This window comes from Nocardiopsis aegyptia, assembly GCF_013410755.1.
Taxonomy (GTDB): domain Bacteria; phylum Actinomycetota; class Actinomycetes; order Streptosporangiales; family Streptosporangiaceae; genus Nocardiopsis; species Nocardiopsis aegyptia.
In genome coordinates, this window is the sequence record NZ_JACCFS010000001.1 from 3280294 (window position 1) to 3304421 (window position 24128).

The following is a 24128-nucleotide window of genomic DNA, read 5'->3' on the forward strand; positions in this document are numbered from 1 at the left end:
GCGGAAGGGCTGAGACCCTTCCTGCGCCGGCTGATCGCGACGTTAGCATGAATTACTCCGCGTGACCCCGCAACCCCGGGAATTACCGCGGAGTAGGAAGCACGAGTCTGTCCATCCCGAGGTGGCAAACCGGCAAAAAACCGACGACAATTCGAACATTGCAGGGAATAGCGCGCTTCGCCAACAGAGCCCGCCCGAGCGGCTCTGCGGAGGTTGACCGACACCATGACAGAGATCCCCCAGAGCCACCGACCTTCTCCGGTCGGCCTGGACGACCTGCTCGGCGGGATGCGCACGGGCCTCGACTCGGGCCTCTCGGCCCAGGGCCGGGTGCACTCGCTCCTCCAGGCGGTGCTGACCATCGGCGGTGACCTGGACCTGGCCACCGTGCTGCGCCGGCTGACCGAGGCCGCCGCACAGCTGACCGGTGCCCGCTACGCCGGTCTGGGAGTGATCGACGACGACGGCGGCTTCGCCGAGTTCATCCCCGTCGGCATGACCCGGAACCAGTCCGAGCGGATCAACCGCTTCCCCCACGGGCTCGGCGTTCTGGGCGTCCCCCTGCACGCCCGCACGGCACTTCGCCTGTCCGATCTGCGCGAGCACCCGGACTTTCGCGGATTCCCCGAGGGCCATCCGCAGATGACGAGTTTTCTCGGTGTGCCCATCCAGGTCCGTGACGAGGTGTTCGGCAACCTCTATCTCACGGAGAAGGCCAACGGCCGGGAGTTCGACGGCGAGGACGAGGCGATGGTCACGGCGCTGGCCACCGCCGCGGGCGTGGCGATCGAGAACGCGCGCCTGTACGAGGAGGCCCGGCTGCGCGAGCGCTGGCTGGCCGCCTCCACCGAGATCACGACCCGGCTGCTGTCGGGCGCCGACTCCGAGGAGGTCCTCGTCCACATGGCGAGGCAGGCGCGCGAGATCGGCGGCGCGGACACCGCCGTGGTCCTGCTGCCGGACTCCCGCGCCCGGGGCCACCTGTTCGCGGAGTTCGCCGACGGGCCCATCGCCCAGGAGGTGCTGGGGACCTCGGTGGCGATCCACGACACCGCCTGCGGGCGGGTGTTCGCGTCGGGTGAGCCGGAGAGCATCGCCGACCTGCGCCACGCCAATTGCCCGATGCTCACCCAGCGCGGCTACGGCCCCGGCCTCCTGGTGCCCCTGGGCACCCCGGGCAACACCCGGGGTGTGCTGCTGCTCGGGAAGCTGGCCGACCGGGCCCCGTTCGCGGGCACCATACGCCGCATGCTGCACGGGTTCTCCGTCCAGGCCGGTGTGGCCCTGGAACTGGCTGAGGCCCGGCGGGACACCGAGCGCATCGTGGTCCTGGAGGAGCGCGACCGCATCGCCAAGGACCTGCACGACGTCGTCATCCAGCGGCTGTTCGCCTCGGCGATGACGCTGATGAGCACCGTGCGATTGATCACCTCGCCCGACGCGGAGGAGCGGGTGCAGCGCACCATCGACGAACTCGACGGCACGATCCGGGAGATCCGGTCGACGATCTTCGCGCTCCAGCACCCGCCGAGCCGACAGGACACGTCGTTGCGCGGGCGCATCCTGGAACTGGCCGAGAACACCGCCCACAGCCTGGGCTGCCACCCCGGCGTGAGCCTGGACGGACCGATCGACGCGTCGGTGCCCGACGACATCGGGGAGCAGCTGCTCGCCGTGCTCGGCGAGGGGCTGAGCAACGTGGCGCGCCACGCGGACGCCACGGAGGTGCACGTGTCGGTGTCGGTGGAGGAGACCTCGACCACGGGCCGCGCCACGACGCTGACACTGACCATCACCGACAACGGCGTGGGCCTGTCCGAGGGCGGGCGCCGCAGCGGGCTGCGCAACCTGGACGAGCGCGCCCAGGCCCTGGGCGGCGGGTTCACGGCACGCCGCGGCGAGGTCGCGGGCACGGTCCTGGTGTGGCGGGTCCCGGTGCCCGACGACGCGGTCCCGCCGCCGGACAGCTTCTGAGCGAGAGGCGACTGCTGGGCGGGGGCCGGCGCGAGGGGCACAGCATGGCTCAGCGCACGGGCGCCACGACGCAGAACTCGTTGCCCTCGGGGTCGCGCAGCACCTGGAAGGACCCCTGATCGTCGGTCACGGTCCCGCCGACGCGCTCGGCACCCCGTGCGACGACGGCCTCGGTGGCCGCGGCGATGTCGGCGACGCGCACGTCGGCGTGGATCCGGTTCCGCCCCTCCTTGGGCGCGGGATCGGGTTGGAAGGACAGCCGGGGGCGCCCGGCGGCCGGGTCGCTCTCCACGAACGCCCAGCCGTCCGGTCGGGTCACCACCGCACCTCCGAGCACGAAGGCCCAGAAGCGGGCGAGGGCTGGGGGGTCGGCGGCGTTCACGACCCACTGGTCGAGGTGTCCCACGGTCATGGCCGGACCCTACCGTTGGCCGCGGACGGCGCTCGGAGCTGGTGCGGCGATGGCGGGCGACGGGCAGGAGGGGCCGCGGCCGAAGGCCGTCCGTTGAGGGTGGTAGCCGCTCACCACGCGAAACGCACCCCAGCGGCGATGGCGGGCGACGGGCAGGCGGGGCCGCGGCCGAAGGCCGTCCGTTGAGGGTGGTAGCCGCTCACCACGCGAAACGCACCCCAGCGGCGATGGCGGGCGACGGGCAGGCGGGGCCGCGGCCGAAGGCCGTCCGTTGAGGGTGGTAGCCGCTCACCACGCGAAACGCACCCCAGCGGCGATGGCGGGCGACGGGCAGGAGGGTGTGGGCGGGGGCCGGGCCCACACCTCAGTAGCGGCGTCCGCGGAGCTCGGCGATGAGCACGGCCGCCTGGGTGCGGCGCTTGAGGTCCAGCTTGGCGAGCAGCGCCGACACGTAGTTCTTCACGGTCTTCTCCGCCAGGTAGAGGCGCTCGCCGATCTGCCGGTTGGTCATGCCCTCGCCGATGAGGTCGAGGATCTGCCGCTCCTGGGTGGTCAGCTCCGCCAGGGGGTCGGGTTCGGCCTGGGCGCCGCGCAGGCGCTCCAGCATCGCGCCCGTACTGCCCGAGTCCAGGAGCGAACCGCCCGCCGCGACCGTGCGCACCGCCCCCACCAGGTCGGCGCCGTGGATCTGCTTGAGCACGTAGCCGGCCGCTCCCGCCATGACGGCGTCGTACAGCGCGTCCTCGTCGGCGAACGACGTGAGCATGAGGCAGGCGATCTCGGGGTGGTCGGAGCGGATCTCCCGGCACACCTGCACCCCGGACCCGCCGGGCAGGCGCACGTCCAGGATCGCGACGTCGGGCAGGACCACGGGGATGCGGGACAGCGCCTGTTCGGCGGTTCCGGCCTCCCCGACGACGGTCATGTCGTCCTCGGTCTCCAGCATGGCCGCAACTCCCCGGCGCACCACCTCGTGGTCGTCCACGAGGAAGACCCTGATGCGCTCGCGCGCCTCGCCGGTTCCACCGCCGCTCATCCGTTCACCCTCAATCCCTGTGCCTGCGCGGGTCCGACACGACTCCGAGGATGACGGTAGTACGAGCGGACGACACCGCGCGGGCCATTGGGCACGGAAGTCCCCGGACGAAGGTCCCGGAAAGGGACAAAGCCCCCGCCCGGGGAGCGAATCTCAGAAGATGAGCGGTATCAATCCCGTCACGGGCGGCGATCCGCCCACGGGCGCGCGATCTCCAGTGCCCGGCAGGCCGCCAGCACACGGGCGTCCGCGTGCCGGGGACCGACGATCTGCAGGCCCACCGGCAGCCCGGCGCCGTCGAAACCGCACGGGACGCTCGCCGCGGGCTGCTGGGTCATGTTGAAGGGGTAGCTGAACCCGGCCCAGGAGGTCCACCGCTCCCCCGCCAGCTCGGGCGGCGACTCCAGCCCGGCCTCGAAGGCGGTGATCGGCATGGTCGGCGTGAGCAGCAGGTCGTACTCGGTGTGGAAGCGCCCCATCCGCGCGCCCATCTCCATGCGCAGCGCCATCGCCGTCAGGTAGTCCTGCGCGGAGTAGGTCAGGCCCTCCTCGATGGTCTCCCGCAGCCCCGGGTCGAGCAGGTCCCGGTCCCGCGCGGTGAGCTTCTCCGTGGCCTTGGCCGCGCCGGAGAACCAGAGCACGTGGAACTCGTCCCGCGACTCCGGCAGGTCGGGGTCGACCTCCTCCACCCGGGCACCGAGCTCCTCGAAGACGGCGACCGCGTCGGCCACCGCCCTCGCGACCTCCGGGTGGACGTCGATCCCGTTGAGCGTGGGGCTGAAGGCGATCCGCATCCCGCGCACCAGTTCCCCGGCGTCCGTGCGGTACCGCACGTCGGCCAGCCCGGGACCAGGCGGGGCGAGCGCCGCCCAGTCCCTGGGGTCGGGGCCGGTGATGACCTCCAGCATCAGGGCCGTGTCGCCCACCGTGCGGGTCATCGGCCCGGTGTGCGCGAGCGAGCCGAACGGGCTCGCCGGGTAGTGCGGCACCAGGCCCCAGGTGGGCTTGAGGCCGCAGATCCCCGTGAAGCTCGCCGGGATCCGGATCGACCCGCCGCCGTCGGTGCCCGTCGCCAGCGGTCCCATGCCGGCCGCGACCGCCGCCGACGAGCCCCCGCTGGAGCCGCCCGGGGTCGTGGACAGGTCCCACGGGTTGCGGGTGACCCCGGTGAGCGGGCTGTCCGTGACGCCCTTCCACGCCAGTTCGGGGGTGGTGGTCTTGCCGAAGAAGACCGCGCCCGCCTCCCGCAGCCGCGCCACCACCGGCGAGTCCTCCGACCACGGCCCGTCCTGGTGCGTGGTCACCGAGCCGCGCAGCGTGGGCCAGCCCTTGGTGAGGTGGATGTCCTTGATCGCGGTGGGCACGCCGTCGAGCTTGCCCGCGGGCGCGCCGCGCCGCCACCGTTCGGCGGAGGCGCGGGCGGCCTCGCGGGCCTCCTCGGGTCGCACCAGGCAGAAGGCGTTGAGCGCGGGGTTGTCCTGCTCGACCCGTTCCAGGACGGCGTCGACGGCCTCCACCGGTGAGAGCTCTCCGGCGGCGTAGGCCGCGAGCAGCTGCTCCGCGGACAGGTCGGCCGGTGTGGTCGGCGCCTCGGCGCGCGCCCGCGGAACGCCGGCTGCCGCCGACCCGGACGTCTGCGCCCGGTCGGTGTCGGCCCGATCGATCGTCACTTCAGCCTCCTGTGTCATACCTGGTCAGGGGTCACCCGGGGACGTAGCCCCGGCTCTTGTCGACGACATAGAGCAGTTCTCGCCCGTCCAGGTAGCGGGCGAGGTTGTCCAGGAAGAGGTCGACCAGTTCGTCGCGCCAGCCGACGACGTCGCCGGACATGTGGGGGGAGACCAGCGATCCGGGCAGCCCCCACAGGGGGGAGACCGCCTTGAGCGGCTCGCGCTCGAACACGTCCAGGGCCGCCCCGTCGATGTCGCCGCGCTCCAGGGCGGTGGCGAGGTCGGACTCGACGACGATGGGGCCGCGTGCGACGTTGATCAGCCGTGCCGTGGGCTTCATCAGGCCCAGGAAGCGGTGGTCGACCAGGCCCCTGGTGGCGTCGGTCAGCGGGGCGGCGATGACGACGTAGTCGGCCTCGGGGAGCTCGGCGGCCAGGGTGGGGCCTCCGTCGGCCCCCGTCTCCGCGAGCGAGGACTCGGCCACAGTGCCGAAGTCGGCGTCGCCCGAGCGCGCGCGTCGGCCGCCGCCGCGCACGTCCATGCCCACGGCGGTGAGCTTGCGGGCGATGGTGCGGCCGATCGGGCCGGTGCCGATCACCAGGGCCCGCTTGCCGGCGACGCGCTCGGTCTCACGGTGCCGCCACCGGCGTTCGCGCTGCAGGTCCCAGGTGCCGGGGAAGTCCTTGGCGAAGGCGATCACCTGGCCGAGCACGTACTCCGCGATGGGCTCGTCGAAGATCCCGCGCGAGTTCGTGACGACGGTGCCGCTCTCCACCAGGCCGGGGAACATCAGGTTGTCCACGCCGGTGGTGGCGGCGTGGACCCAGGCCAGCGTGTCGGCCTTGGGCCAGGAGGCGGCGAGGGCCTCGGAGAACAGGTCCCAGACGAGCAGGGCGTGCGTGCCGGGCAGAGCGGCGTCGAGGCCGTCGGCCGTGGTGTAGACGACCTCGCCGAGGCGCGGATCGGCGTCGATCCGCTCGTGCCCCGGGGGGAGGTCGCCGCCGTGCAGGACCAGGAGCCGGGGCCGGTCCGGTGCGTTGGGGACGGCCGGTGCGGACGTGGTGGACGGGGCGGAACTGTTCACGGGCGTGCACTCCGGATGGCGACGGGGTCGGTGCTGTCGTGTGCGGTGGGATGTTCGCCCTGCACGGGAAACGCTAGGGAGCCGACATGGGATTGTCAACAATCCACAAAGTGGCGGATCCAGGGCAAATCACCACCTCAATCCCACTCTGACGTGTGCGGCACAGCCCACGTGCGCGATCTATTGCCGCGCCTGGCATGTAGATCATAAGATTGTCGACAATCAACACTGTCGTTGTCGCGAACTTCGTCACGAAAGTCCGTCATCACCAGGCGCCCGTCGAAGGGACTCCCGACATTGCCGAGGTACATCACCATCACGCTGCCCAAACGCGGGGTGTCCTGCGTGGCCGAACTCCTGGACAAGGACGCGCCGCGCACGTGTGAGGCGGTGTGGAACGCGCTGCCCCAGGGCGACGCCGTGCAGCACGCCAAATACGCGCGCAACGAGGTCTACACGATGATCCCCCGGTTCGCCGAGACCGAACCGGGCCAGGAGAACCCCACCGTCACCCCCATCCCCGGAGACGTCGTGTACTTCTCCTTCGACGGAGGCATGCTCGACCGCGGGTTCAAGGAGGACAAGGGGATCGGCCACCTCCCCGGGGTCATCGACCTCGCCCTCTTCTACGGACGCAACAACCTGCTGCTCAACGGCGACGTCGGCTGGGTCCCCGGCAACGTGTTCGCCACCGTCGTCGAGAACCTGCCCGCCATGGCCGAGGCCTGCAACGACGTCTGGCGCTCCGGCAGTGTCGGCGAGCGCCTCCTGTACGAGCGGCTGGTCCGCTGACCCCGGCCGCGCCCACCGCGACCGGGCCCGAACCGCGCGGCCACCGTCCTCCACCAGCCCCGCCGACCGCGGCGGCCCCCGCACCCGGCCGTCATGTCCCACACACGACACACATCCCGGGAGGTGAGTGACCGATGCGAACTGACGGAGACGGCAGGGTCGTCGAGGACTCCGGAACGGACCACGAGGTCGTCGAGCTGGCGGCCGCCACGTGCACACCGTGGCAGTCGGGGGTCGGCGTGATCGCGCCCTACGACTTCGCGCTCGACCGCGAACTGTGGCGGTGGACGCCCGACGACATCTCGCTGCACGTGACGCGACTGCCGTACGTGCACGTTCCGGTGACCGTCGACCAGGCCGCCGCGCTGAGCCAGGAGGAGAACGTCGACCCCGCGGTCCGCGCGCTGCTCGCCCCCGAACCGCTGTCCATCGGCTACATGTGCGCCTCCGGCAGCTTCGTGCACGGGGCCGAGGGCGAGCGGCGCCTGCACCGGACGATGATGGACGCCGGAGCCCCGGCCGCGGTCACCACGTCGGGCGCGCTCATCCAGGCGCTGACCGCCCTGGAGGCCGACCGCGTCGCCGTCGTCACGCCCTACGTCGACAGCGTGACCGACCGGCTCCTGGACTACCTGGGGGAACACCGGATCGACGTGACCTCCAGCGTGGGACTGGGCCTGCTCAGCCACATCTGGAAGGTCGACTACGCGGAGGTCTCCCGGGCCGTGCACTCGGTGGACCACCCGGACGCCCAGGCCGTGTACATCAGCTGCACCAACGTGCAGACCTACGACATCATCGCGCCGCTGGAGCGGGAACTCGGCAAGCCGGTGATCGCCGCCAACCAGGTGACCATGTGGGCGGTCCTGCGGGCCGCGGGCCGGCACGCGGTCGCGCGCGGCCAGCGCCTGCTCAACGCGACGGCGCCGACCACCCTGGTGTGAACCGCCCTGGTGTGGAACCGCGCTGCCGCGGGACGGACGCCCGCGGAACGCCTTCCAGGGACGCAGGACCAACAGAAGGGACGGACATGACCCGCGTCGGATTCCTCTATCCCGGCTTCAGCGCCGAGGACGACTACAAGGTGTTCGAGTCCATGCTCGACGGCGTCGAGCTCCCCGTCGTGCACACGCTCATGCGGGAGGACGCCCACCGGGTGGACGCCCTGCTCGACGTGGGCGGCGGTGACGTGCTCTCCGAGGGCGCCGGGAAGCTCGCCGGAATGGAGGTCGACGCGGCGGTCTGGGCGTGCACCAGCGGAAGCTTCGTGTTCGGCTGGGAGGGCGCGCGCGAACAGGTCCGCGGGGTGCGCGAGGCCGCGGGCGCGCCGGCGTCGAGCACGTCGTTCGCGTTCGTGCACGCCCTGAGCCAGCTGCGGCTCTCGCGCGTGGCGATCGCGGCGACCTACCCCGACGACGTCGCGCAGCGCTTCGTCGAGTTCCTGTCCGCGGCCGGTGTGAGCGTGCTGTCGCTGGCCAGCCACGGCATCGCCACCGCCGCCGAGGTGGGGCGGCTGGACCCGGACGAGGCGGTGGACTTCGTCATCACCAACGACCACCCCCGGGCGGAGGCCGTGCTGGTCCCGGACACGGCCCTGCACAGCGCCGACCTCATCGAACCCCTGGAGGCGCTGCTGGGCAAGCCGGTGCTCACCGCGAACCAGGTGAGCGTGTGGGAGGGGCTGCGGCTGGCGGGCGAGACCGGGGCCAGGACCGGGCCGGGGGCGCTCTTCCGCGCGGGGTCGGCGGCGGTCACCAGCGCGCTGGCCGCCCACTAGGGCGAGCGCCGGCGGAACACGCACTAGCCTCGACGACGGAAACGTCCCCTGTGTCACTGGAACAACCGGAGAAGAAGGAAGATCACGTATGCCCGCCCCAGGTCAGCTGAGACCCGTACCCCGGCGGTCGACCGCCGAACTCATCGCCGACCAGTTGCGCGAGGCGATCATGTACGGATCGCTGTCCCCGGGGGACCAGCTCGGCGAGGCCGAACTGGCCGGGCAGTTGGGGGTGAGCCGCGGTCCGCTCCGCGAGGCGATGCAGCGCCTGGTGCAGGAAGGGCTGCTGCGCAGTGAGCGGCACAGGGGCCTGTTCGTGCGCGAGCTCACCCCCGACGACGTCCGGGACATCTACGTGGCGCGCCTCGCGGTGGAGCGGACGGCGTGCGAGCTGATCATGCGCGGCAACCGGGGCGAGGCGCTGGCGCGGCTCACCCCGGCCCTGGACGCGCTCGCCGAGGCCGCCGCCGGCCGCGACCGGACCGCGATGAGCAACGCCGACCAGGCCTTCCACCGGACGCTCGTCAGCTGTGCGGGCAACCGGCGGCTGGAACGGATGGCGCAGACGCTCCTGGTGGAGACCCGCATGTGCCTGTCGGTGATGCAGGAGGTCTACCCGGAGCCGGAGGAGATCCTGGAGGAGCACCGGCGCCTGCTCGACGCCATCGTCGAGGGTGACGAGGCGCGGCTGTTCGCGCTGATCGAGTCGCACATGGTGGACACGGTCGAGCGGATCAACGCCGAGCGCGTGGCCGCCCCGGCGCCGGTGCACGAGCCGGAGCCCGACTCGGGCGCCTGATCCCGGGCGCCCGCCCCGGTGACGGACACTCCGCCGGGGGAACGCCGTACGACGCTCCCCCGACGCGGCCTCAGACGCCGCCGATGCCCACGTACTTCGTGTCGAGGAACTCGTCGATGCCGACGCGGCCGCCCTCGCGGCCCAGACCGGAGTGCTTCACGCCGCCGAAGGGCGCCGCGGGGTTGGACACGACCCCCTGGTTGAGGCCGACCATGCCGGTCTCCAGGGCCTCGCTGACCCGCAGCGCGCGGTTGAGGTCACTGGTGTAGAGGTAGCTGACCAGGCCGAACTCGGTGTCGTTGGCGACGCGGAGCGCCTCCTCCTCCGTGTCGAAGGTGAGCACGGGGGCCACCGGCCCGAAGATCTCGGTGTTGGACAGCTCCGCCGCGAAGGGCACGTCGGCGAGCACGGTCGGCTGGTAGAAGTGCCCGGCGCCCTCGCCGGGGCCGCCGCCGACCAGGACGCGCGCGCCGCGGTTGACGGCGTCGTCGACCAGGCTCTGGACCTTGTTCCGCGCCTTGTCGTCGATGAGCGGGCCGACGTTGACGCCCTCGTCCAGGCCGCGGCCCATGCGCAGCGCGCCCATGCGGTCGCTGAGGCGCCGGGAGAACTCCTCGGCGATCCCGGCCTGGGCGTAGATGCGGTTGGCGGCGGTGCAGGCCTCGCCGATGTTGCGCATCTTGGCCAGCATCGCGCCGTCGACGGCGGCGTCGAGGTCGGCGTCGTCGAAGACGAGGAAGGGCGCGTTCCCGCCGAGTTCCATGGAGGTGCGCAGGACCTGCCCGGCGCTCTGTTCGAGGAGCTTGCGGCCCACGGCGGTGGAGCCGGTGAAGGACAGCTTGCGGATCCGGCCGTCGCTCAGCAGGGGTTCGGTGATGCCGCCGGGGTCCGTGGTGGGCAGGACGCTCAGGACGCCCTCGGGCAGTCCGGCCTCGGTGAGGATCCCGGCCAGGGCCAGGGCGCACAGGGGCGTCTGGTGGGCGGGCTTGAGGATCATCGTGCAGCCCGCGGCGATGGCGGGGCCGATCTTGCGGGTGCCCATCGCCATGGGGAAGTTCCAGGGGGTGATGAGCATGCAGGGGCCGACGGGCTGGCGCATGATGAGGAAGCGCGACTTGCCATCGGGCGAGGTGGAGAAGCCCCCCTCGATGCGGACGGCCTCCTCGGAGAACCAGCGGAGGAACTCGGCGGCGTAGGCGATCTCGCCGCGGGCCTCGGCGAGGGGCTTGCCCATCTCCAGGGTCATCAGGACGGCCAGGTCCTCCTGGCGCTCCATGAGCAGCTGGTAGCCGCGGTGGAGGATCTCGCTCCGCTCCCGGGGGGCGACCCTGGCCCAGCCGGGCTGGGCCCGGTGCGCGGCGTCCAGCGCGGCCAGGGCGTCCTCCTTGCCCGCGTCCGCCACCTCGCAGAGGGTCTCGCGCGTGGAGGGGTCCTCGACGGCCAGGACGGCCCCTGAGGCGGCGTCGGTCCAGGCGCCCCCCACGAAGAGCTTCTTGTCCACCTGCGCGACGACGCGTGCTTCCCGATCCGACATGTTCGCTACTCCCCAGTCGATATATCGACCCGTGAACGGGCCTGTGGACAGAACTGCCCGACGTGCGCCCTCTGGACACCGTCCGGTGAGGATGTTTCCATAGCAGTGTCGATTGTCAACAATCCTACGGAACTCGCACGACGGAAGTGAGGCAGCGCATGGCGGAGCTCTCCCCGGCCCTGAAGCAGGCGACCCCGGTGGTGGCCGCACGGGGCGAGGGTGTCCACATCTACGACGAGGACGGTCGCCGCTATCTCGACTTCACCGCCGGCATCGGCGTCACCAGCACCGGGCACTGCCACCCCAGGGTCGTGGCCGCCGCCCAGGAGCAGGTGGCCACGCTGATCCACGGCCAGTACACCACCGTGATGCACCGGCCCCTGCTGCGACTCACCGAGCGCCTGGGCGAGGTCCTGCCCGAGGGCGTCGACCGGCTGTTCTACGTGAACTCCGGCAGCGAGGCCGTCGAGGCGGCCCTGCGCCTGGCCCGCCAGGCCACCGGGCGGCAGAACGCGGTGGTGTTCCAGGGGTCCTTCCACGGGCGCACCATGGGCGCCGCGTCCCTGACCACCTCCGGCGTCAAGATCCGCGCGGGGATCGGTCCGCTCGTCCCCGGCGTGGTGGTCTCCCCCTTCCCGTACGCCTACCGGCTGGGCCTGTCCGAGGCCGAGGCCGTCGAGTACGCGCTCAAGGAGCTGGACTACCAGTTCGCCACCGTGACTTCCCCGAAGGACACCGCCGCCGTGTTCATCGAGCCGGTGCTCGGCGAGGGCGGCTACGTCCCGGTACCGGACGCCTTCCTCCAGGGGCTGCGCGAGCGCGCGGACCAGCACGGCTTCCTCCTCGTCATGGACGAGGTGCAGACGGGCTTCGGCCGGACGGGCACGTTCTGGGGCCACGAGCCCTCGGGCGTCCGCCCGGACATCGTCATCACCGCCAAGGGCCTCGCCAGCGGGTTCCCCCTCTCGGCGATCGCCGCCCCGAACGCGATCATGGAGAAGGCCTGGCCGGGCTCCCAGGGCGGGACCTACGGCGGCAACGCGGTCTCCTGCGCGGCCGCCCTGGCCACCCTGGACGTCATCCAGGAGGAGGGCCTGGTGGAGAACGCGGCCCGCCAGGGCGACCGGCTGCGCCAGGGCCTGGAGAAGGTCGCGGGCGCCAACCCGGTCATCGGCGACGTGCGGGGCAAGGGCCTGATGCTGGGCAACGAGTTCACCGCCGCCGACGGCTCGCCCGACGGCGCCACGGCACTGCGCGCCCAGCAGGCCGCCGCCGAGAACGGCCTGCTGCTGCTCACCTGCGGCCCGGCGGGCAACGTGGTCCGGATGATCCCGCCGCTGGTCGTCACCGGCGACCAGGTGGACACCGCCGTCTCCCTGTGGGCCGCCTCCGTGGAGGAGGCCACCGCCTGACCGAAGGGTGCCGCGTCCGTGCCCTGTCCCGGAGCTCCGGGACAGGGCACGGACGCGATGGCAACCGCGCGTCCCCCGCGAACGTCTGATCGGCGCGGGGTCGCGGACCGGTCGGACCGCCGCCCGCCGAAGACGGAGGCTCAGGTGGCAGACCGACAGCGCAGGACCCGCAGCACCATGAGCAACGGTGTCCGGCCCGTGTTCGACCCCGACCTGCCTCGCCCCGTGGCCGCCCGGCTGAAGAAGGACCCGTCCTCGCTCCTTGCCGAGAACGCGCCTCGCCGCGCCCTGAAGCTCCAGGCCGCGGTCATCACGTACGGGACGGCGGTCGCGGCCCTGAACATCGCCTGGGTACTGACGAGCGGCCCTCTTCTCACCGCGTCGCCCGTCTGGTACTTCCTTGGCGCCTTGACACAGGCGGTCGTGGTGGCGGCCGCCGGCCTGAGCGCGGCCCGAGCGCTCCCCCGCACGTGGCTGCCCTCCTGGCTGAGGAGCGCCCGGGGCCACCGGTGGTGGGCCGGCTTCTGCCTGGCGGCGCTGCCCGCCACCGGCCTGAGCTGGATGCTGGCCTTCACCGGATCGACGTGGGCGTTCACACTGGGCTGGCACACGCCCGGGGTGGTCTACGCGATCGCGGCCCTGTGGGTGTCCTGGGTGTGGCCGCGGGGCGAGAGGATGGCCACCGCCCACGTGCACCGCTACCTCCTACCGACCGACTTCCACGGGCGCGGGACGGACCTGCTCGCGGGCGTGCAGATGGTGATCAACGCCGTGGAGGAGGCGGGCCGCAGGCTCGGAGGCTCCTTCGACACGGCCGCGCCCCTGGCCTTGCTGCGCACGGAGGAATGGCGGGTCGCCCGCCTCGTGTACCAGTACCAGCGGCTCAGGGCCGAACACCGCGCCGATGCCGGCGAAGCCGTCTCCGACCGCGTGCGAGCACTGCTCGAGCGCCAGCACGAGCAGCAGGAGGCCTCCTACCGGGAGCTGTCCGCCCACGTCGACCGGCTTCTGGAGTACGGCGCCACCGTCGAGGACATGCTGCGGGCCCACACGGAGTGGGAGCAGATCCAGCGGGCCGAGGAACGCGACGACCGGATCGTCGACCTGCTCTCCCGGACGTCTTCGGACGGCGCCGACGGCGACCGGATCGAACACGAGGCTTTGGGCGCCCGTGCCGCCAGAGACGTTCTCGACGAGCTCATCGACAGGGCGCTCGCCAGTGGGAGCGCGCTGCTGGCCGCTCCAGCGCACGAGGACACCTGACCCAGCACGCGCAGCGCGGCGGCCCATGGCCCGTGTCACACGAATAATGTGCTCAAACCCCTCCCGGCACCGTGATACAGTCGGAGACGTCGCCAGGGAGGCCAAGCCGAACGGGCGACACACAACTGAAGACCTGCACTCGTAGCTCAATGGATAGAGCATCTGACTACGGATCAGAAGGTTGGGGGTTCGAGTCCTCCCGAGTGCACCACCTTGAGACAGTGGAGAAGCCGCCCGAACTGCGAAAGCAGCTCGGGCGGCTTCTTTTGTGCCGTCTTTCGGAGAGACCCGTTCAGGGTCCCGATGCACAGGGGGCAGAGCCGGCATTCGAGGGGCCGCACGGAATCATCGATCACCTCGGGGCACCGGGTGCGATGCCCGTGCGTCGAAGGGACAGCGGCCGGATGCAGACGCGGTGGCCGGCGGCGACCTGGCCGACGACCACGCGGGCCAGCGGTCGCCGGCCGCTCGCGCCGAGTTGCCGACAGGCGTCAGCTCATCCCCACAACCGCAGAGCGGGAGCCCCCACCCCATGCAGCGCGATCGACCGACGTTGTGGTCCTTCCTCGTCAGCATCGCCGTCACCACAGGCGGGTTCACGATGATCGCCGTCGACCCAGGCTGGGGCATGTCGTCCAGCATATGGATGATGACTCTCGTCTGGCTGGCGAACACCGTGGTCCACGTCCTTGCCTACGGGCGTGCGTGGGTCGACTCCCGTGGACATCAGGGCATCTCCCCGACCGACGGCGAGGGCGCCCCGTAGTCGTCGGTCGTGGTCGGGATGCGAGCGGCAGGGACACCGCGGTCACATCGTCAGGGCGTCCTCGAACTCCTCGACGCGTTCCGGGCACACGTGCTCGATGCCGATCCGCAGCGCCTCGGGGTCGCCGCCCTCGTTGAGGAAGCCGAACACGAACAGGGCCGGGTCGTCGGCCTCGCACGCCGACTCCATCTCGGCGGTGACGCTGTCCATGTCGCCAGTGACCGAAATGCCGCGGTCCTCCATGGCTTGACGGTGGGCGTCCTGGTCGTAGCCGGAGCACGCCGTCACGGTGAGCAGTCCGACGGCGGCGGTCAGGGGCAGTACGGCACGCATGGGTGGCTCCTCGCCTTGGGGGATGGCCACGTTGGACGCTTCACCCACCCGGGCGGTTGTCCGTCACCCGGGCACGAGGGTCGATTTCGTGCTGTTCAGGGGCGTGCGCACAGCAATTCACTGACAGCCAGTGATGAACGCGTTTCCCTGGGTATCATTTCCCTACGAACCGTGACGACTCCCCTACTCTCCCTTCCTTCCGCCCTGGAGGCGCCATGCCCGAACCCGACAAGCTTCAGTGGCGAAGCGACTTCGGATGGTCACCGTACTCACCCGCTTCGTCGGCCAACCCCCGCTCCGGGCTGGTCATCCACTACGACAGCACCGACCAGGGCCTCGCCGACAAGTCGCACGCGGCGTGCGTCTCGTACTGGAAGAGGACGCGCGCCTTCCACACCGGCCCGAGTCGGGGATGGGCGGATATCGGATATTCGTGGGGATGTTGTGCCCACGGGTACGTGATGGAGGGCCGTGGGTTGTTCCGCACCCAGGCCGCCCAGCCGGGTGGGAACTCGACCTACTACTCGTGCACGCTGGCGACCGGGCCGAACGACGCGATCACCTCCGCGCAGGTCAACGCCGTCCGACAGCTGCGGGAATGGCTCATGGAACCGCAGTCGTCGATCTCCGGCACGGTCAAGGGGCACCGCGACTTCGTGTCGACCTCCTGCCCCGGCGAGAAGGCCTACGACATGGTGCGGGACGGCACCTTCCGCAGAGCGGCGAAATGGGGTGACGACGCCCCCGACGAGGATGAGCGCCCGGCGCCCGATCCGGATCCGCCGCGTCCGCCCGTGCCAGGGACGGACGCGCCACCGTTCCCACTGCCGAGCGGCCATGCCTTCGGGCCGAGGACCGGACCTGACTGGCAGGTCAGCGGCTACTACTCGCATCGCGAGGACCTGCGCCGGTGGCAGCGGAGAATGCGCGACCGGGGCTGGGTCATCACCCCCGACGGCCTGTACGGCGACCAGACCGAGGGGGTCACGAGGGCCTTCCAGAGAGAAAAGCGCCTGACGGTCGACGGGCTGATCGGCGGACGGACCTGGTCGGCCGCGTGGACCGCGCCCATCACCTGACCGGCTCGCGATGGTCACCGCCCCGGCCCGCCCGCGGGACGTCGACCTCGCCGTTCGTCGGCCTCGGCTCTGGCTCCGGGCGTCCGTCCTTCGAGAACGCCGGCGAGGGCCGAGGCGACGAGGGCGACGGCGTGGTCGTCGTCGTGGGCCAGCCGGCGCATGACCTCCAGTCCGGTGGTTCCCGTGAGCTCGACCAGCGCCTGGGTGAGGCGGATCCTCGTCGCGGAGTCCGCGGTGGGCGCGGCGAGTTCGTCGACCAGCGCGGCCGTGATCCGGTCCGCGTGTGCGGGGTCCTGGGACAGTGTTCCCAGAACCTCCGCGGCCTCGACGTCGTTGGAGCCCTCGACCACCATGGCGACGAGTCCGGGCACCGCCACGGCCACGCCCAACCTGCCCAGGGCCAGGGTCGCGTGTCGGCGCACCGTCGCGTCCCCGTCCTGCAGGGCGTCCGTGAGCGCCGCGGCCGCCCCCGGGGCGTCGGGCATCCCGGCGATCGCCAGCACCGCGCGCCGGCGGACGTCGACGTCCTCCGAGTGCGCGCCCGCGACCAGCTCGGCCACGCCGCCGCCCGAGCGGGCGAGGGCCCAGCGCAGGGCACCGGCGACATGGGGGTCGGATTCGGTCAGGACCGCCCCGGCCAGCAGCTCGGCGGAAGCGGACACGTCGTCCGACCGGGCCAGGACCGCCTGCTGTCTGCGTGCGGCACTGGGCGCGTCGAGTTCCCGCATGAGTTGGACGATGCGCAGGACGTCCTGCCAGCCGGTGGGCGTCGACGCGTCGATCGCGCGGAGCCGTTCGAGTAGTTCACGTTCCCTGGCCAGGCGCTCCTCGGTCCGCTTGATGAGGTCGCCGACCAGGTCGGACGGGGTGAAGGCCGGGTCCTCCAGAGCCCGACCGATCTGCTTGAGCGAGAGCCCGAGGGACCGCAGGCTCTCCACATGGAAGATCCTGCGGACGTCCTCCGCTGAGTACTGGCGGTAGCCGCCGGCGGTGCGGCCCGTCGGCCGGACCAGCCCGAGTGCGTCGTAGTGGCGGAGCATCCGGCTGCTCACCCCGGAGAGACGGGCCACATCGCCGATCAGCAACGTGCGGCCTCCGACGACCCGTCCGTCTGCGACGGCTCGGCCGCCTCCGACGACCCGTCCGACTCCGAGGGCTCGGTGTCGACGGCCGCGGCCGCCACGGCGGCGGCAGCGGCGGCGGCTCGTTCCGGACCGAGCGTGTTCACGCGCTCCGCCTCCTCGATGGCCGCGTCGAAACCGGCCTCCGGGTCCTGCCGGAGCATCTCGGTGGCACGGGCGTGCGCGGCCACCGCCGGGTCGGCCCGCTCCGCGGCCTCCGCCAACGCGGGTTCGATGACGTCGCCGAGGTCGACGAGCGCCCGGCTCAGACTCAGCTGCGCGCCGCGGTCGCCCCGGCCGAGCTGCTTGACCAGTTCACCGGCCAGGTCCTCCTTCTCGCCCTCGGGCACGAGCATGGCCGCGACGCGCCACGCGGTCCGCGCGACCTGGTCGTCGGCGTCGTGCAGCATGTCCCGGGTGATCCAGGCCCATGTGCTCCTGTCGCCGATCTTGGAGAGCAGGTGCAGGGCCTGGCTGCGGGCCTGGGTGCTCTCGGAGCCGAGCTCCCGTCGGATCCTGGGCAGAGTGACCTCCGTCGGGAGGCGGATCAGCGCCCAGGACAGCATGTCCCGGACGAAGAAGTCGGGCTCGACCGCGCACCGGTCGATGAGCGTCTCCAGGAGCCCGGGGTCCGGGTTCGAGCCGACCGCCAGGGCCGCCTGGAGCCGGACCGACGTGTCCTCGGCGGACAGGGCTCTGGCCGCGCGGGTGTTCTGCGGGGTCGTGTTCATCGGGACCACCTCCTGCGCTCAACTGAAGACCTTGTCACTGTGTCAAGGTCAAGTCCACGACCGGCTGAGCCCGGACTCGCTGGTCACGCATCGACGGATCAGGGGTGTGGCCCGGCGGGGAGTCTGCGTGGGAAGCCCGCGTCGGGCGGTGCCCACAGGGCCGCGCGCGGCGGGATTCCGGGGGTTGGGTGGAGACCGCTGGACCAGCGCCGCGAGCTGCGAGGTACCCTCGTCGAGCCAGTCGAACTCCACCTCGTGGGGCAGGGAACCCGGTGCGAATCCGGGACTGACGCGCAGCGGTGAGGGTGACGGGCGGGCACGCCCCGGGACGGTTCCCGGGGCAGTCACTGGAGCGGTACCACGCTCCGGGAAGGCGCTCCGCACCGGTCGATCCCGAGTCCGAAGACCTGCTGGCACTGGCGGTGACGGGCCGCCAGGTCATCCGGGTCCCGCGGAACGGGCCCCTGACCCGAAGGACGCACGTGTCCCTGGATGCCCCATCCGCCGGTCCGGGTACCCCGCGTACCCGGCGCGACCGCTGCCCCGGCGCCCTGCGCCCGTGGCCCGCCGACGACGGGCTCCTCGTCCGGCTCCGCCTCGTCGGCGGCCGGCTGTCCGCCCGCGCGCTGCGCGACGTCGCGGCCGTGGCCGCCGAATTCGGCGACGGCCGGGTCCGGGTGACCGGGCGGGCCAACATCCAGCTGCGTGCCCTGCCCGGGAACGACGGGCGGCTGTCCCCGGACGCGCTCCGCGCGGTGGAGGGCACCGGGCTGCTGCCCTCGCCCGCCCATGAGCTGGTGCGCAACATCATGGCCTCCCCGTGTACCGGTCGTACCGGCGGACGCGCCGACCTCCGAGCGCTCGCCGCCGAACTGGACGGGCTGCTGTGCGCCGATCCGCGCCGTGCCGAGCTGCCGGGCCGGTTCCTCTTCGTCCTGGACGACGGGCGCGGTGATCTGCTCGACCGTTCCTGTGACCTGGGCTTCGTCGCCCTCGACGCACGAAACGGGCAGCTGAGGGTCGGGGACGGCTGGGGCCCGGTCGTGCCGCTCGACGAGGCGCCCTCCGCGACCGTGCGGCTCGCCGACGAGTTCCTGGCACGGCGCGGCGACGGCCCCTCGGCCGCGTGGCACGTCGCCGAACTCGCGGCGCCGCTGACCGATCCGGTCGCCCCGGACCCGCTCCTGCCGAACCCCGCGCCGCCGCTGCCGTACGGCCCGCTGACCGGTGGCGGTCGCCATGTGCCGGTGCCCGAGGAGGGTCTGGACCGGTTCGCCGCCGAGGCGCTCGCGGAGGAGGCACTCGCCACCGGAGGGCGTGGGAGCGGCGAACTCGTCGTCACGCCGTGGCGCGGCGTCCTCGTCCCCGGGGAGGCGCAGTGAGCAAGGCGAACGGAACGAACCCATCTCACCGGCCGGATCCGCTCGATCGCTCGGGCGGACCGGACCGACGTGAGCCCGCGAACCAGCCGGACCGACGTGAGCAGATGAGCCAGCAGAACCGACCGGGCACCCCGGAACAGCAGAACCGACCGAGCGCACCGGAACCGCACGACCGACCGGGCGCACACGACACACCGCGGCGGCCAGGCCGGTTGTACGAGTACATCGACGACGGGCCCGCGATCTACGCCGACTCCTTCGCCATCATCCGGCGCGAGGCCCGGCTGGCGCACCTGCCCGACAACGCCGAACGACTCGCCGTGCGGATGATCCACGGCACCGGCCAGGTCGACCTCGCCGACGACCTCGTCGTCCACCCCGACCTCGTCCCCTCGGCCCGCGCGGCCCTCCGCGACGGCGCGCCGATCCTGTGCGACGCCACCATGGTCGCCACCGGAGTGACCGCGAACCGCCTGCCGCGGGACAACGACGTGCTCTGCTTCCTCGGCGACGAGCGGGTCCCCGCCCTCGCCCGGGAGTGGCGCACCACCCGCACCGCCGCCGCGGTGTCCCTGTGGGAGCCCCTGCTCGACGGCGCCGTCGTCGCCGTCGGCAACGCCCCCACGGCGCTCTTCCACCTACTGGAGATGCTGGCGAGCGGCGCCCCGCGTCCCGCCGCGATCGTCGGCTGCCCCGTCGGGTTCGTCGGTGCCGCCGAGTCCAAGCAGGCGTTGACCGAATTCGCCGAGCGGTTCGGCATCGACGTCCCCTACGTGACCGCACGCGGCCGCCGCGGAGGATCCGCGATGACCTCGTCGGCCCTCAACGCACTCGCCAAGGAGGAGGAGTGACCGGTCGTTTCCACGGCGTCGGTGTCGGTCCCGGAGACCCCGAGCTGATCACCCTCAAGGCGGCCCGACTCATCGCCGCCGCCGACGTCGTCGCCTACCACGCCGGCGTCGGCAAGCAGTCCAACGCCCGGCGCATCGCCGCGGAACTGATCCCCGCGTCGGCGGTCGAGGAGCAGCTCACCTACCCGGTGACCACCGGCGCGACCGACCACCCGGGGGGCTACGCGGGCGCGCTGGCCGAGTTCTACGAGCGGTCCGCCGCCCGGCTCGCCGCCCACCTCGACGCCGGGCGCGACGTCGTCCTGCTCTCCGAGGGCGATCCCCTGTTCTACGGGTCGTACATGTACATGCACGACCGGCTGTCCGAGCGGTACGAGACCGAGGTCGTGCCGGGGGTGCCGGCGTTCGCCGCCGCCACGGCGGCCCCGCTGGCCCGGCAGACCGACGTCCTCACCGTGCTGCCCGGCACCCTGCCGGAACCGGAGTTGGCCCGCCGTCTGGCGGACACCGACGCGGCCGTGATCATGAAGCTGGGCCGCACCTTCCCGGCGGTCCGCCGCGCCCTGGAGGCCGCCGGGCGGCTGGAGCACGCGGAGTACGTCGAGCGGGCCTCGATGGAGGGCGAGCGGCGGCTGCCGGTCGCGGAGGTCGATCCGGCGACGGTCCCGTACTTCTCGTTGGTGCTGGTCACGGGTGACAGCCGCAACGGCCGCCGATCGCGGAGCGGCGCGGCGGCGTCCGCGGTCGTGGCGACCGCTGGGCAGCACGAGCCGGGCTGCGCGGGCGCGACTGCCGGAAGCGAAGGTGGCTCCGGCACCACCGCACTCGCGGAGCGGCCGGATGGCGCGGGGTCGCCGGAAAGCAGCGGGCGCGAGGCAGGTGAGGCAGGTGCGGGCGAGGTGCTGGTCGTCGGGCTGGGGCCCGGCCCCGACCACTGGCTCACGCCCGAGGCCACCACGGCACTCGCCGAGGTGGACCACGTCGTGGGCTACGGCCCCTACGTCGCCCGCGTCGCGCAGCGCGCCGGGCTGACCCGGCACGCGTCCGGCAACACCGTCGAACTCGACCGGGCCCGCCTCGCCCTCGACCTGGCCGGACGCGGCGAACGCGTCGCCGTCGTCTCCGGCGGGGACGCCGGGGTGTTCGGCATGGCGACGGCGGTCTTCGAGGCGGCCGAGGATCCCGCCTACCGGGATGTCCCGATCCGGGTGCTGCCCGGGGTGAGCGCGGTGCAGGCGGTCGCGGCCCGCGCGGGCGCTCCCGTCGGCGGTGACTTCGCGGTGATGAGCCTCTCCGACCGGCTGAAGCCGTGGGAGGTGATCGAGCGCCGGCTGCGGGCCGTGGCCGAGGCCGACCTGGCCCTGGCCGTCTACAACCCGGCGTCCCGGTCGCGGACGGAACAGATCGTCACCGCCCGCCGGATCCTGCTGGAACACCGCAAGCCCGACACGGTCGTCGTGGTCGGCCGGGACGTCGGACGCGACGGCGAGTCGCTGACCGTGACCACCCTGGCCGACCTCGACCCGGCCGCCATCGACATGCGCTGCCTGCTGATCGTCGGCGCGTCCGGCACCCGGGTCTCCGGGGCGGGCCGGGTCTGGACCCCGCGGTGGGTGAAGCCGTGACCGTGCACTTCGTGGGGGCGGGCCCCGGCGCCGCCGATCTGTTGACGGTGCGGGCGACGCGGATGCTCGGCGCGGCCGACGTGGTGCTCTACCCGGGCACGTACCTGGACCCGGAGGTCCTCTCCCACTGCGCACCCGACGCCGAGCTGGTGGACACGCAGGGGCTGGACCTCGACCGCATCACCGATCACCTGGTCACCGCGCACACCGCGGGCCGGGACGTCGTCCGGCTCACGTCCGGCGACCCGTCGATCTACTCGGCGCTGGCCGAGCAGACGCGCCGCCTCGACGCGCACGGTGTCCCGTGGGACGTCACGCCCGGTGTGCCGGCGTACGCCGCCGCGTCGGCTCTGGTGGGGCGGGAGTTGACCGTGCCGTTGGTGGCGCAGTCGGTGGTGCTGACTCGGACGCGGGCCCGTTCGACGGCCATGCCGGAGACCGAGTCGCTGGCCGCGTTCGCGGCGACCCGGGCCACGCTGGTGCTCCACCTGGCGATCAGGCGGGTGCGGGAGCTGATGGCGGAGGTCGGGTCGGAGTACGGCGCCGACTGCCCTGTCGTCGTCGTCCACCGCGCCAGCCAGCCCGGTGAGGCGGTGCTGCGGGGCACGGTCGCCACCATCGCGGACGCGGTGGAGGAGGCCGGGTTCCGGCAGGCGGCGGTCGTGCTGGTGGGGTGGGCGCTGGACGCCGGGAGGGGCGGCGAGTCCTTCCTCTACGCCCCGGACCGGTCCAGGGACGTGGGCACGGGTCAGTGACGGCCCGGTCCCGTCTAGGAGGGCCGGGACGGTGGACGGCAGCGCGTCGGGACGCTGGGAGGCGGAGACGGCGGAACGACAGCACGGCGGGACCGCAGCACGGCGGTGCGGCAGTCCATCGGGACGCTGGGACACCAAGGCGGCGGAACGCCAGCACGGCGGAGCGACGGCGGCGGGGCGACAACTCGTCAGGGCGCCGGCCCGTGGAGACGTCAGCGCCAGGACGTCCGCACGTCGGTCCGACCAGACGTCAGGACGTCAGGAACCACTGGGTGACCGTACGGGCGGGGGCCCATCCCGTGAACGTGCCGATGGGCGCGGTGGATTCGACGGCGACGCGGGTCAGTTCGCCGCCGTGGCGCCGGTAGGCGTCCGCGAGCAGCTGTTCCGTCTCCAGCGTCACACCGTGCACCACGAGTCGGCCTCCGGGCCGCAGCGCCCACAGGCAGGTGTCCAGTACACCTGGCCGGGTCGCGCCGCCCCCGACGAACACCGCGTCGGGGGAGGGCAGCCCTGCCAGGGCGTCCGGCGCGCGACCGGTCACGACCGCCAGTCCCGGCACACCGAGCCGGCCCGCGTTGCGGCCGATCCGCGCGGCGCGCTCGGGGTGGGACTCGACCGCCGTGGCGGTGCAGGTCGGATGGGCGCGCATCCATTCGATCCCGACCGAGCCCGCTCCCGCGCCCACGTCCCACAGGTGCTCTCCCGGGGAGGGCGCCATCCGGGCCAGCGCGGACGCCCGTAGGTCGCGCTTGGTGAGCTGGCCGTCGTGCTCGAACGCCTCGTCGGGCAGGCCCGCCGTCAGGCCGTACCCGGGCGGGCCGACGAGTTCCAGGGCGAGGACGTGCAGCGCCGGGACGGGTCCGGGAGGGGCCGACAGCCAGTCGTCGGCCGTGGCCGTCAGCCGGGACTCCGATCTCGCCTGCGGGTCCGGGTCCGAGCCCGGGGCCGCATCCGGGTCCGACCCGGCGTCCGAACTCGATCCGGCGCCCAGGTCGCCCAGGACCGTCATCCGGCTGGCGCCGTAGCCGGCGTCCGCCAGCAGGGCCGCGACCGCCGCCGGGGTCCCGCCGTCGGAGGAGAGCACCAGGACCCGGTGGCCGGGCGCCAGCTGCCGCAGGACCAGGCGGGGATCACGTCCGACGAGGCTCACCACCGCGCAGCGCTCGGCGGGCCAGCCCATCCGGGCGCGGGCCAGGGCGACCGAGGAGACGGCCGGTTCCACCCGGACGGCACCGGCGCCCAGCAGGTCGACGAGTGTGGTGCCGATCCCGGACACGAACGGATCGCCGGACGCGAGCGCCACCGTGGTGGCGCCGTCGGGGGCGAGCGAGTCGAGCAGAGCGGGCAGCCCCTCCCGCAGGGGCGAGGGCCAGGCCGCCCGGCGCTGTCCGGGCCGCTCCGGCAGCATGGCCAGGTGCCGGTGGCCGCCCAGGACCACGTCCGCGTCGAGGACGATGCGGCGCAGCCGCTCCGGCACGCCGGGCCAGCCGTCGGCACCGACGCCGACGACGGTGATCCGGAACTCGGTGGGAGGGGGCGGGTCGGCCTGCATGGCCTCGACGCTATCGTGGCCACAGGCACGAGGTGCCCCTACGGCCCAGCCATCGGAAAGGGTGGGGACGGCGGAGGGGGAGAATCTGGGAAGCCCGGTGAGATTCCGGCACAGGCCCGCTGCGGTGAACCGAGCCTCCGTGAGGGAGGACTCGGCAAGTCCGAAGACCGGCCTCGC

Annotated in this window: 22 protein-coding genes, 1 tRNA gene and 2 riboswitches; of the genes, 14 read left to right on the forward strand and 9 right to left on the reverse strand. The window is 72.7% G+C overall.

The window, feature by feature from the left end:
* The first annotated feature begins 225 nt into the window (after positions 1–225).
* A complete protein-coding gene (locus HNR10_RS14715; RefSeq protein WP_179824029.1) occupies positions 226–1974 on the forward strand; it encodes a GAF domain-containing sensor histidine kinase in 1749 nt (582 codons plus the stop codon).
* Between the two features lie 49 nt (positions 1975–2023).
* On the opposite strand, the gene HNR10_RS14720 is transcribed toward HNR10_RS14715, so the two are convergent.
* From HNR10_RS14720 to HNR10_RS14735, 4 genes are all read right to left on the reverse strand, one after another.
* Positions 2024–2386, reverse strand: coding sequence for a VOC family protein (locus tag HNR10_RS14720; RefSeq protein WP_179824032.1), 363 nt, complete (start codon positions 2384–2386; stop codon positions 2024–2026).
* Positions 2387–2750: 364 nt separating this feature from the next.
* A complete protein-coding gene (locus HNR10_RS14725; protein ID WP_053619808.1) occupies positions 2751–3422 on the reverse strand; it encodes a response regulator in 672 nt (223 codons plus the stop codon).
* Between the two features lie 179 nt (positions 3423–3601).
* Positions 3602–5092: an amidase gene (locus tag HNR10_RS14730; RefSeq protein WP_376769756.1), complete on the reverse strand. Its 1491-nt coding sequence runs from the start codon at positions 5090–5092 to the stop codon at positions 3602–3604.
* 31 nt (positions 5093–5123) lie between these two features.
* A complete protein-coding gene (locus HNR10_RS14735; RefSeq protein ID WP_179824036.1) occupies positions 5124–6176 on the reverse strand; it encodes a D-2-hydroxyacid dehydrogenase in 1053 nt (350 codons plus the stop codon).
* Positions 6177–6485: 309 nt separating this feature from the next.
* On the opposite strand from HNR10_RS14735, the gene HNR10_RS14740 reads away from it, so the two are divergent.
* The 4 genes from HNR10_RS14740 to HNR10_RS14755 all read left to right on the forward strand — a co-directional run bounded on the left by HNR10_RS14740 (position 6486) and on the right by HNR10_RS14755 (position 9544).
* Positions 6486–6968, forward strand: coding sequence for a DUF3830 family protein (locus HNR10_RS14740; RefSeq protein WP_179829744.1), 483 nt, complete (start codon positions 6486–6488; stop codon positions 6966–6968).
* Positions 6969–7102: 134 nt separating this feature from the next.
* Positions 7103–7912: a maleate cis-trans isomerase family protein gene (locus HNR10_RS14745; RefSeq protein ID WP_179824039.1), complete on the forward strand. Its 810-nt coding sequence runs from the start codon at positions 7103–7105 to the stop codon at positions 7910–7912.
* A gap of 86 nt (positions 7913–7998) precedes the next feature.
* A complete protein-coding gene (locus HNR10_RS14750) occupies positions 7999–8745 on the forward strand; it encodes a maleate cis-trans isomerase family protein (RefSeq protein WP_179824041.1) in 747 nt (248 codons plus the stop codon).
* Between the two features lie 88 nt (positions 8746–8833).
* Positions 8834–9544: a GntR family transcriptional regulator gene (locus HNR10_RS14755; protein WP_179824043.1), complete on the forward strand. Its 711-nt coding sequence runs from the start codon at positions 8834–8836 to the stop codon at positions 9542–9544.
* Between the two features lie 70 nt (positions 9545–9614).
* On the opposite strand, the gene HNR10_RS14760 is transcribed toward HNR10_RS14755, so the two are convergent.
* On the reverse strand, positions 9615–11078 hold the full coding sequence (locus tag HNR10_RS14760; protein ID WP_179824045.1) for an NAD-dependent succinate-semialdehyde dehydrogenase: 1464 nt from the start codon (positions 11076–11078) through the stop codon (positions 9615–9617).
* A 158-nt stretch (positions 11079–11236) separates the two neighbouring features.
* On the opposite strand from HNR10_RS14760, the gene HNR10_RS14765 reads away from it, so the two are divergent.
* The 4 genes from HNR10_RS14765 to HNR10_RS14780 all read left to right on the forward strand — a co-directional run bounded on the left by HNR10_RS14765 (position 11237) and on the right by HNR10_RS14780 (position 14519).
* Positions 11237–12490: an aspartate aminotransferase family protein gene (locus HNR10_RS14765; RefSeq protein WP_179824047.1), complete on the forward strand. Its 1254-nt coding sequence runs from the start codon at positions 11237–11239 to the stop codon at positions 12488–12490.
* Between the two features lie 144 nt (positions 12491–12634).
* Entirely contained in the window at positions 12635–13753 is a 1119-nt protein-coding gene (locus tag HNR10_RS14770) for a hypothetical protein (RefSeq protein ID WP_179824049.1), read from the forward strand.
* Between the two features lie 135 nt (positions 13754–13888).
* Positions 13889–13964, forward strand: a tRNA-Arg gene (locus HNR10_RS14775).
* 321 nt (positions 13965–14285) lie between these two features.
* Positions 14286–14519 carry a hypothetical protein gene (locus HNR10_RS14780; RefSeq protein ID WP_179824053.1) on the forward strand — a complete coding sequence of 78 codons (234 nt, stop codon included), beginning with the start codon at positions 14286–14288 and terminating at the stop codon, positions 14517–14519.
* Between the two features lie 42 nt (positions 14520–14561).
* Here the strand turns inward: HNR10_RS14780 and HNR10_RS14785 are convergent, their stop codons facing one another.
* Complete coding sequence (locus HNR10_RS14785) at positions 14562–14852, reverse strand: hypothetical protein (RefSeq protein ID WP_179824057.1); 291 nt, start codon at positions 14850–14852, stop codon at positions 14562–14564.
* 215 nt (positions 14853–15067) lie between these two features.
* On the opposite strand from HNR10_RS14785, the gene HNR10_RS14790 reads away from it, so the two are divergent.
* Entirely contained in the window at positions 15068–15931 is an 864-nt protein-coding gene (locus HNR10_RS14790) for a peptidoglycan recognition protein family protein (RefSeq protein WP_179824059.1), read from the forward strand.
* Positions 15932–15945: 14 nt separating this feature from the next.
* Here HNR10_RS14790 and HNR10_RS14795 read toward each other — a convergent pair whose 3' ends face one another.
* Positions 15946–17016, reverse strand: a complete 1071-nt coding sequence (locus HNR10_RS14795; RefSeq protein ID WP_179824061.1) for a MerR family transcriptional regulator — start codon at positions 17014–17016, stop codon at positions 15946–15948.
* Positions 17010–17783 carry a HEAT repeat domain-containing protein gene (locus HNR10_RS14800; protein WP_179824063.1) on the reverse strand — a complete coding sequence of 258 codons (774 nt, stop codon included), beginning with the start codon at positions 17781–17783 and terminating at the stop codon, positions 17010–17012. Before HNR10_RS14800 ends, HNR10_RS14795 begins: the two co-directional genes overlap by 7 nt.
* 221 nt (positions 17784–18004) lie before the next feature.
* A riboswitch (cobalamin riboswitch) is annotated at positions 18005–18212 on the forward strand.
* 59 nt (positions 18213–18271) lie between these two features.
* Between HNR10_RS14800 and HNR10_RS14805 the strand changes: the two genes are divergently transcribed.
* The 4 genes from HNR10_RS14805 (at position 18272) to cobM (ending at position 22396) form a co-directional block, all read left to right on the forward strand.
* A complete protein-coding gene (locus HNR10_RS14805; protein WP_179829745.1) occupies positions 18272–19165 on the forward strand; it encodes a nitrite reductase in 894 nt (297 codons plus the stop codon).
* 104 nt (positions 19166–19269) lie between these two features.
* Positions 19270–20016, forward strand: a complete 747-nt coding sequence (locus HNR10_RS14810; protein WP_246406240.1) for a precorrin-8X methylmutase — start codon at positions 19270–19272, stop codon at positions 20014–20016.
* On the forward strand, positions 20013–21641 hold the full coding sequence (locus tag HNR10_RS14815) for a precorrin-2 C(20)-methyltransferase (RefSeq protein WP_179824065.1): 1629 nt from the start codon (positions 20013–20015) through the stop codon (positions 21639–21641). Before HNR10_RS14810 ends, HNR10_RS14815 begins: the two co-directional genes overlap by 4 nt.
* Positions 21626–22396, forward strand: a complete 771-nt coding sequence (gene cobM, locus HNR10_RS14820; protein WP_179824067.1) for a precorrin-4 C(11)-methyltransferase — start codon at positions 21626–21628, stop codon at positions 22394–22396. The genes HNR10_RS14815 and cobM overlap by 16 nt, the downstream gene beginning before the upstream one ends.
* Positions 22397–22646: 250 nt before the next feature.
* Here the strand turns inward: cobM and cbiE are convergent, their stop codons facing one another.
* A complete protein-coding gene (gene cbiE, locus HNR10_RS14825) occupies positions 22647–23951 on the reverse strand; it encodes a precorrin-6y C5,15-methyltransferase (decarboxylating) subunit CbiE (RefSeq protein ID WP_179824069.1) in 1305 nt (434 codons plus the stop codon).
* Positions 23952–23979: 28 nt separating this feature from the next.
* Positions 23980–24127, forward strand: a riboswitch (cobalamin riboswitch).
* Position 24128 lies beyond the last annotated feature (1 nt).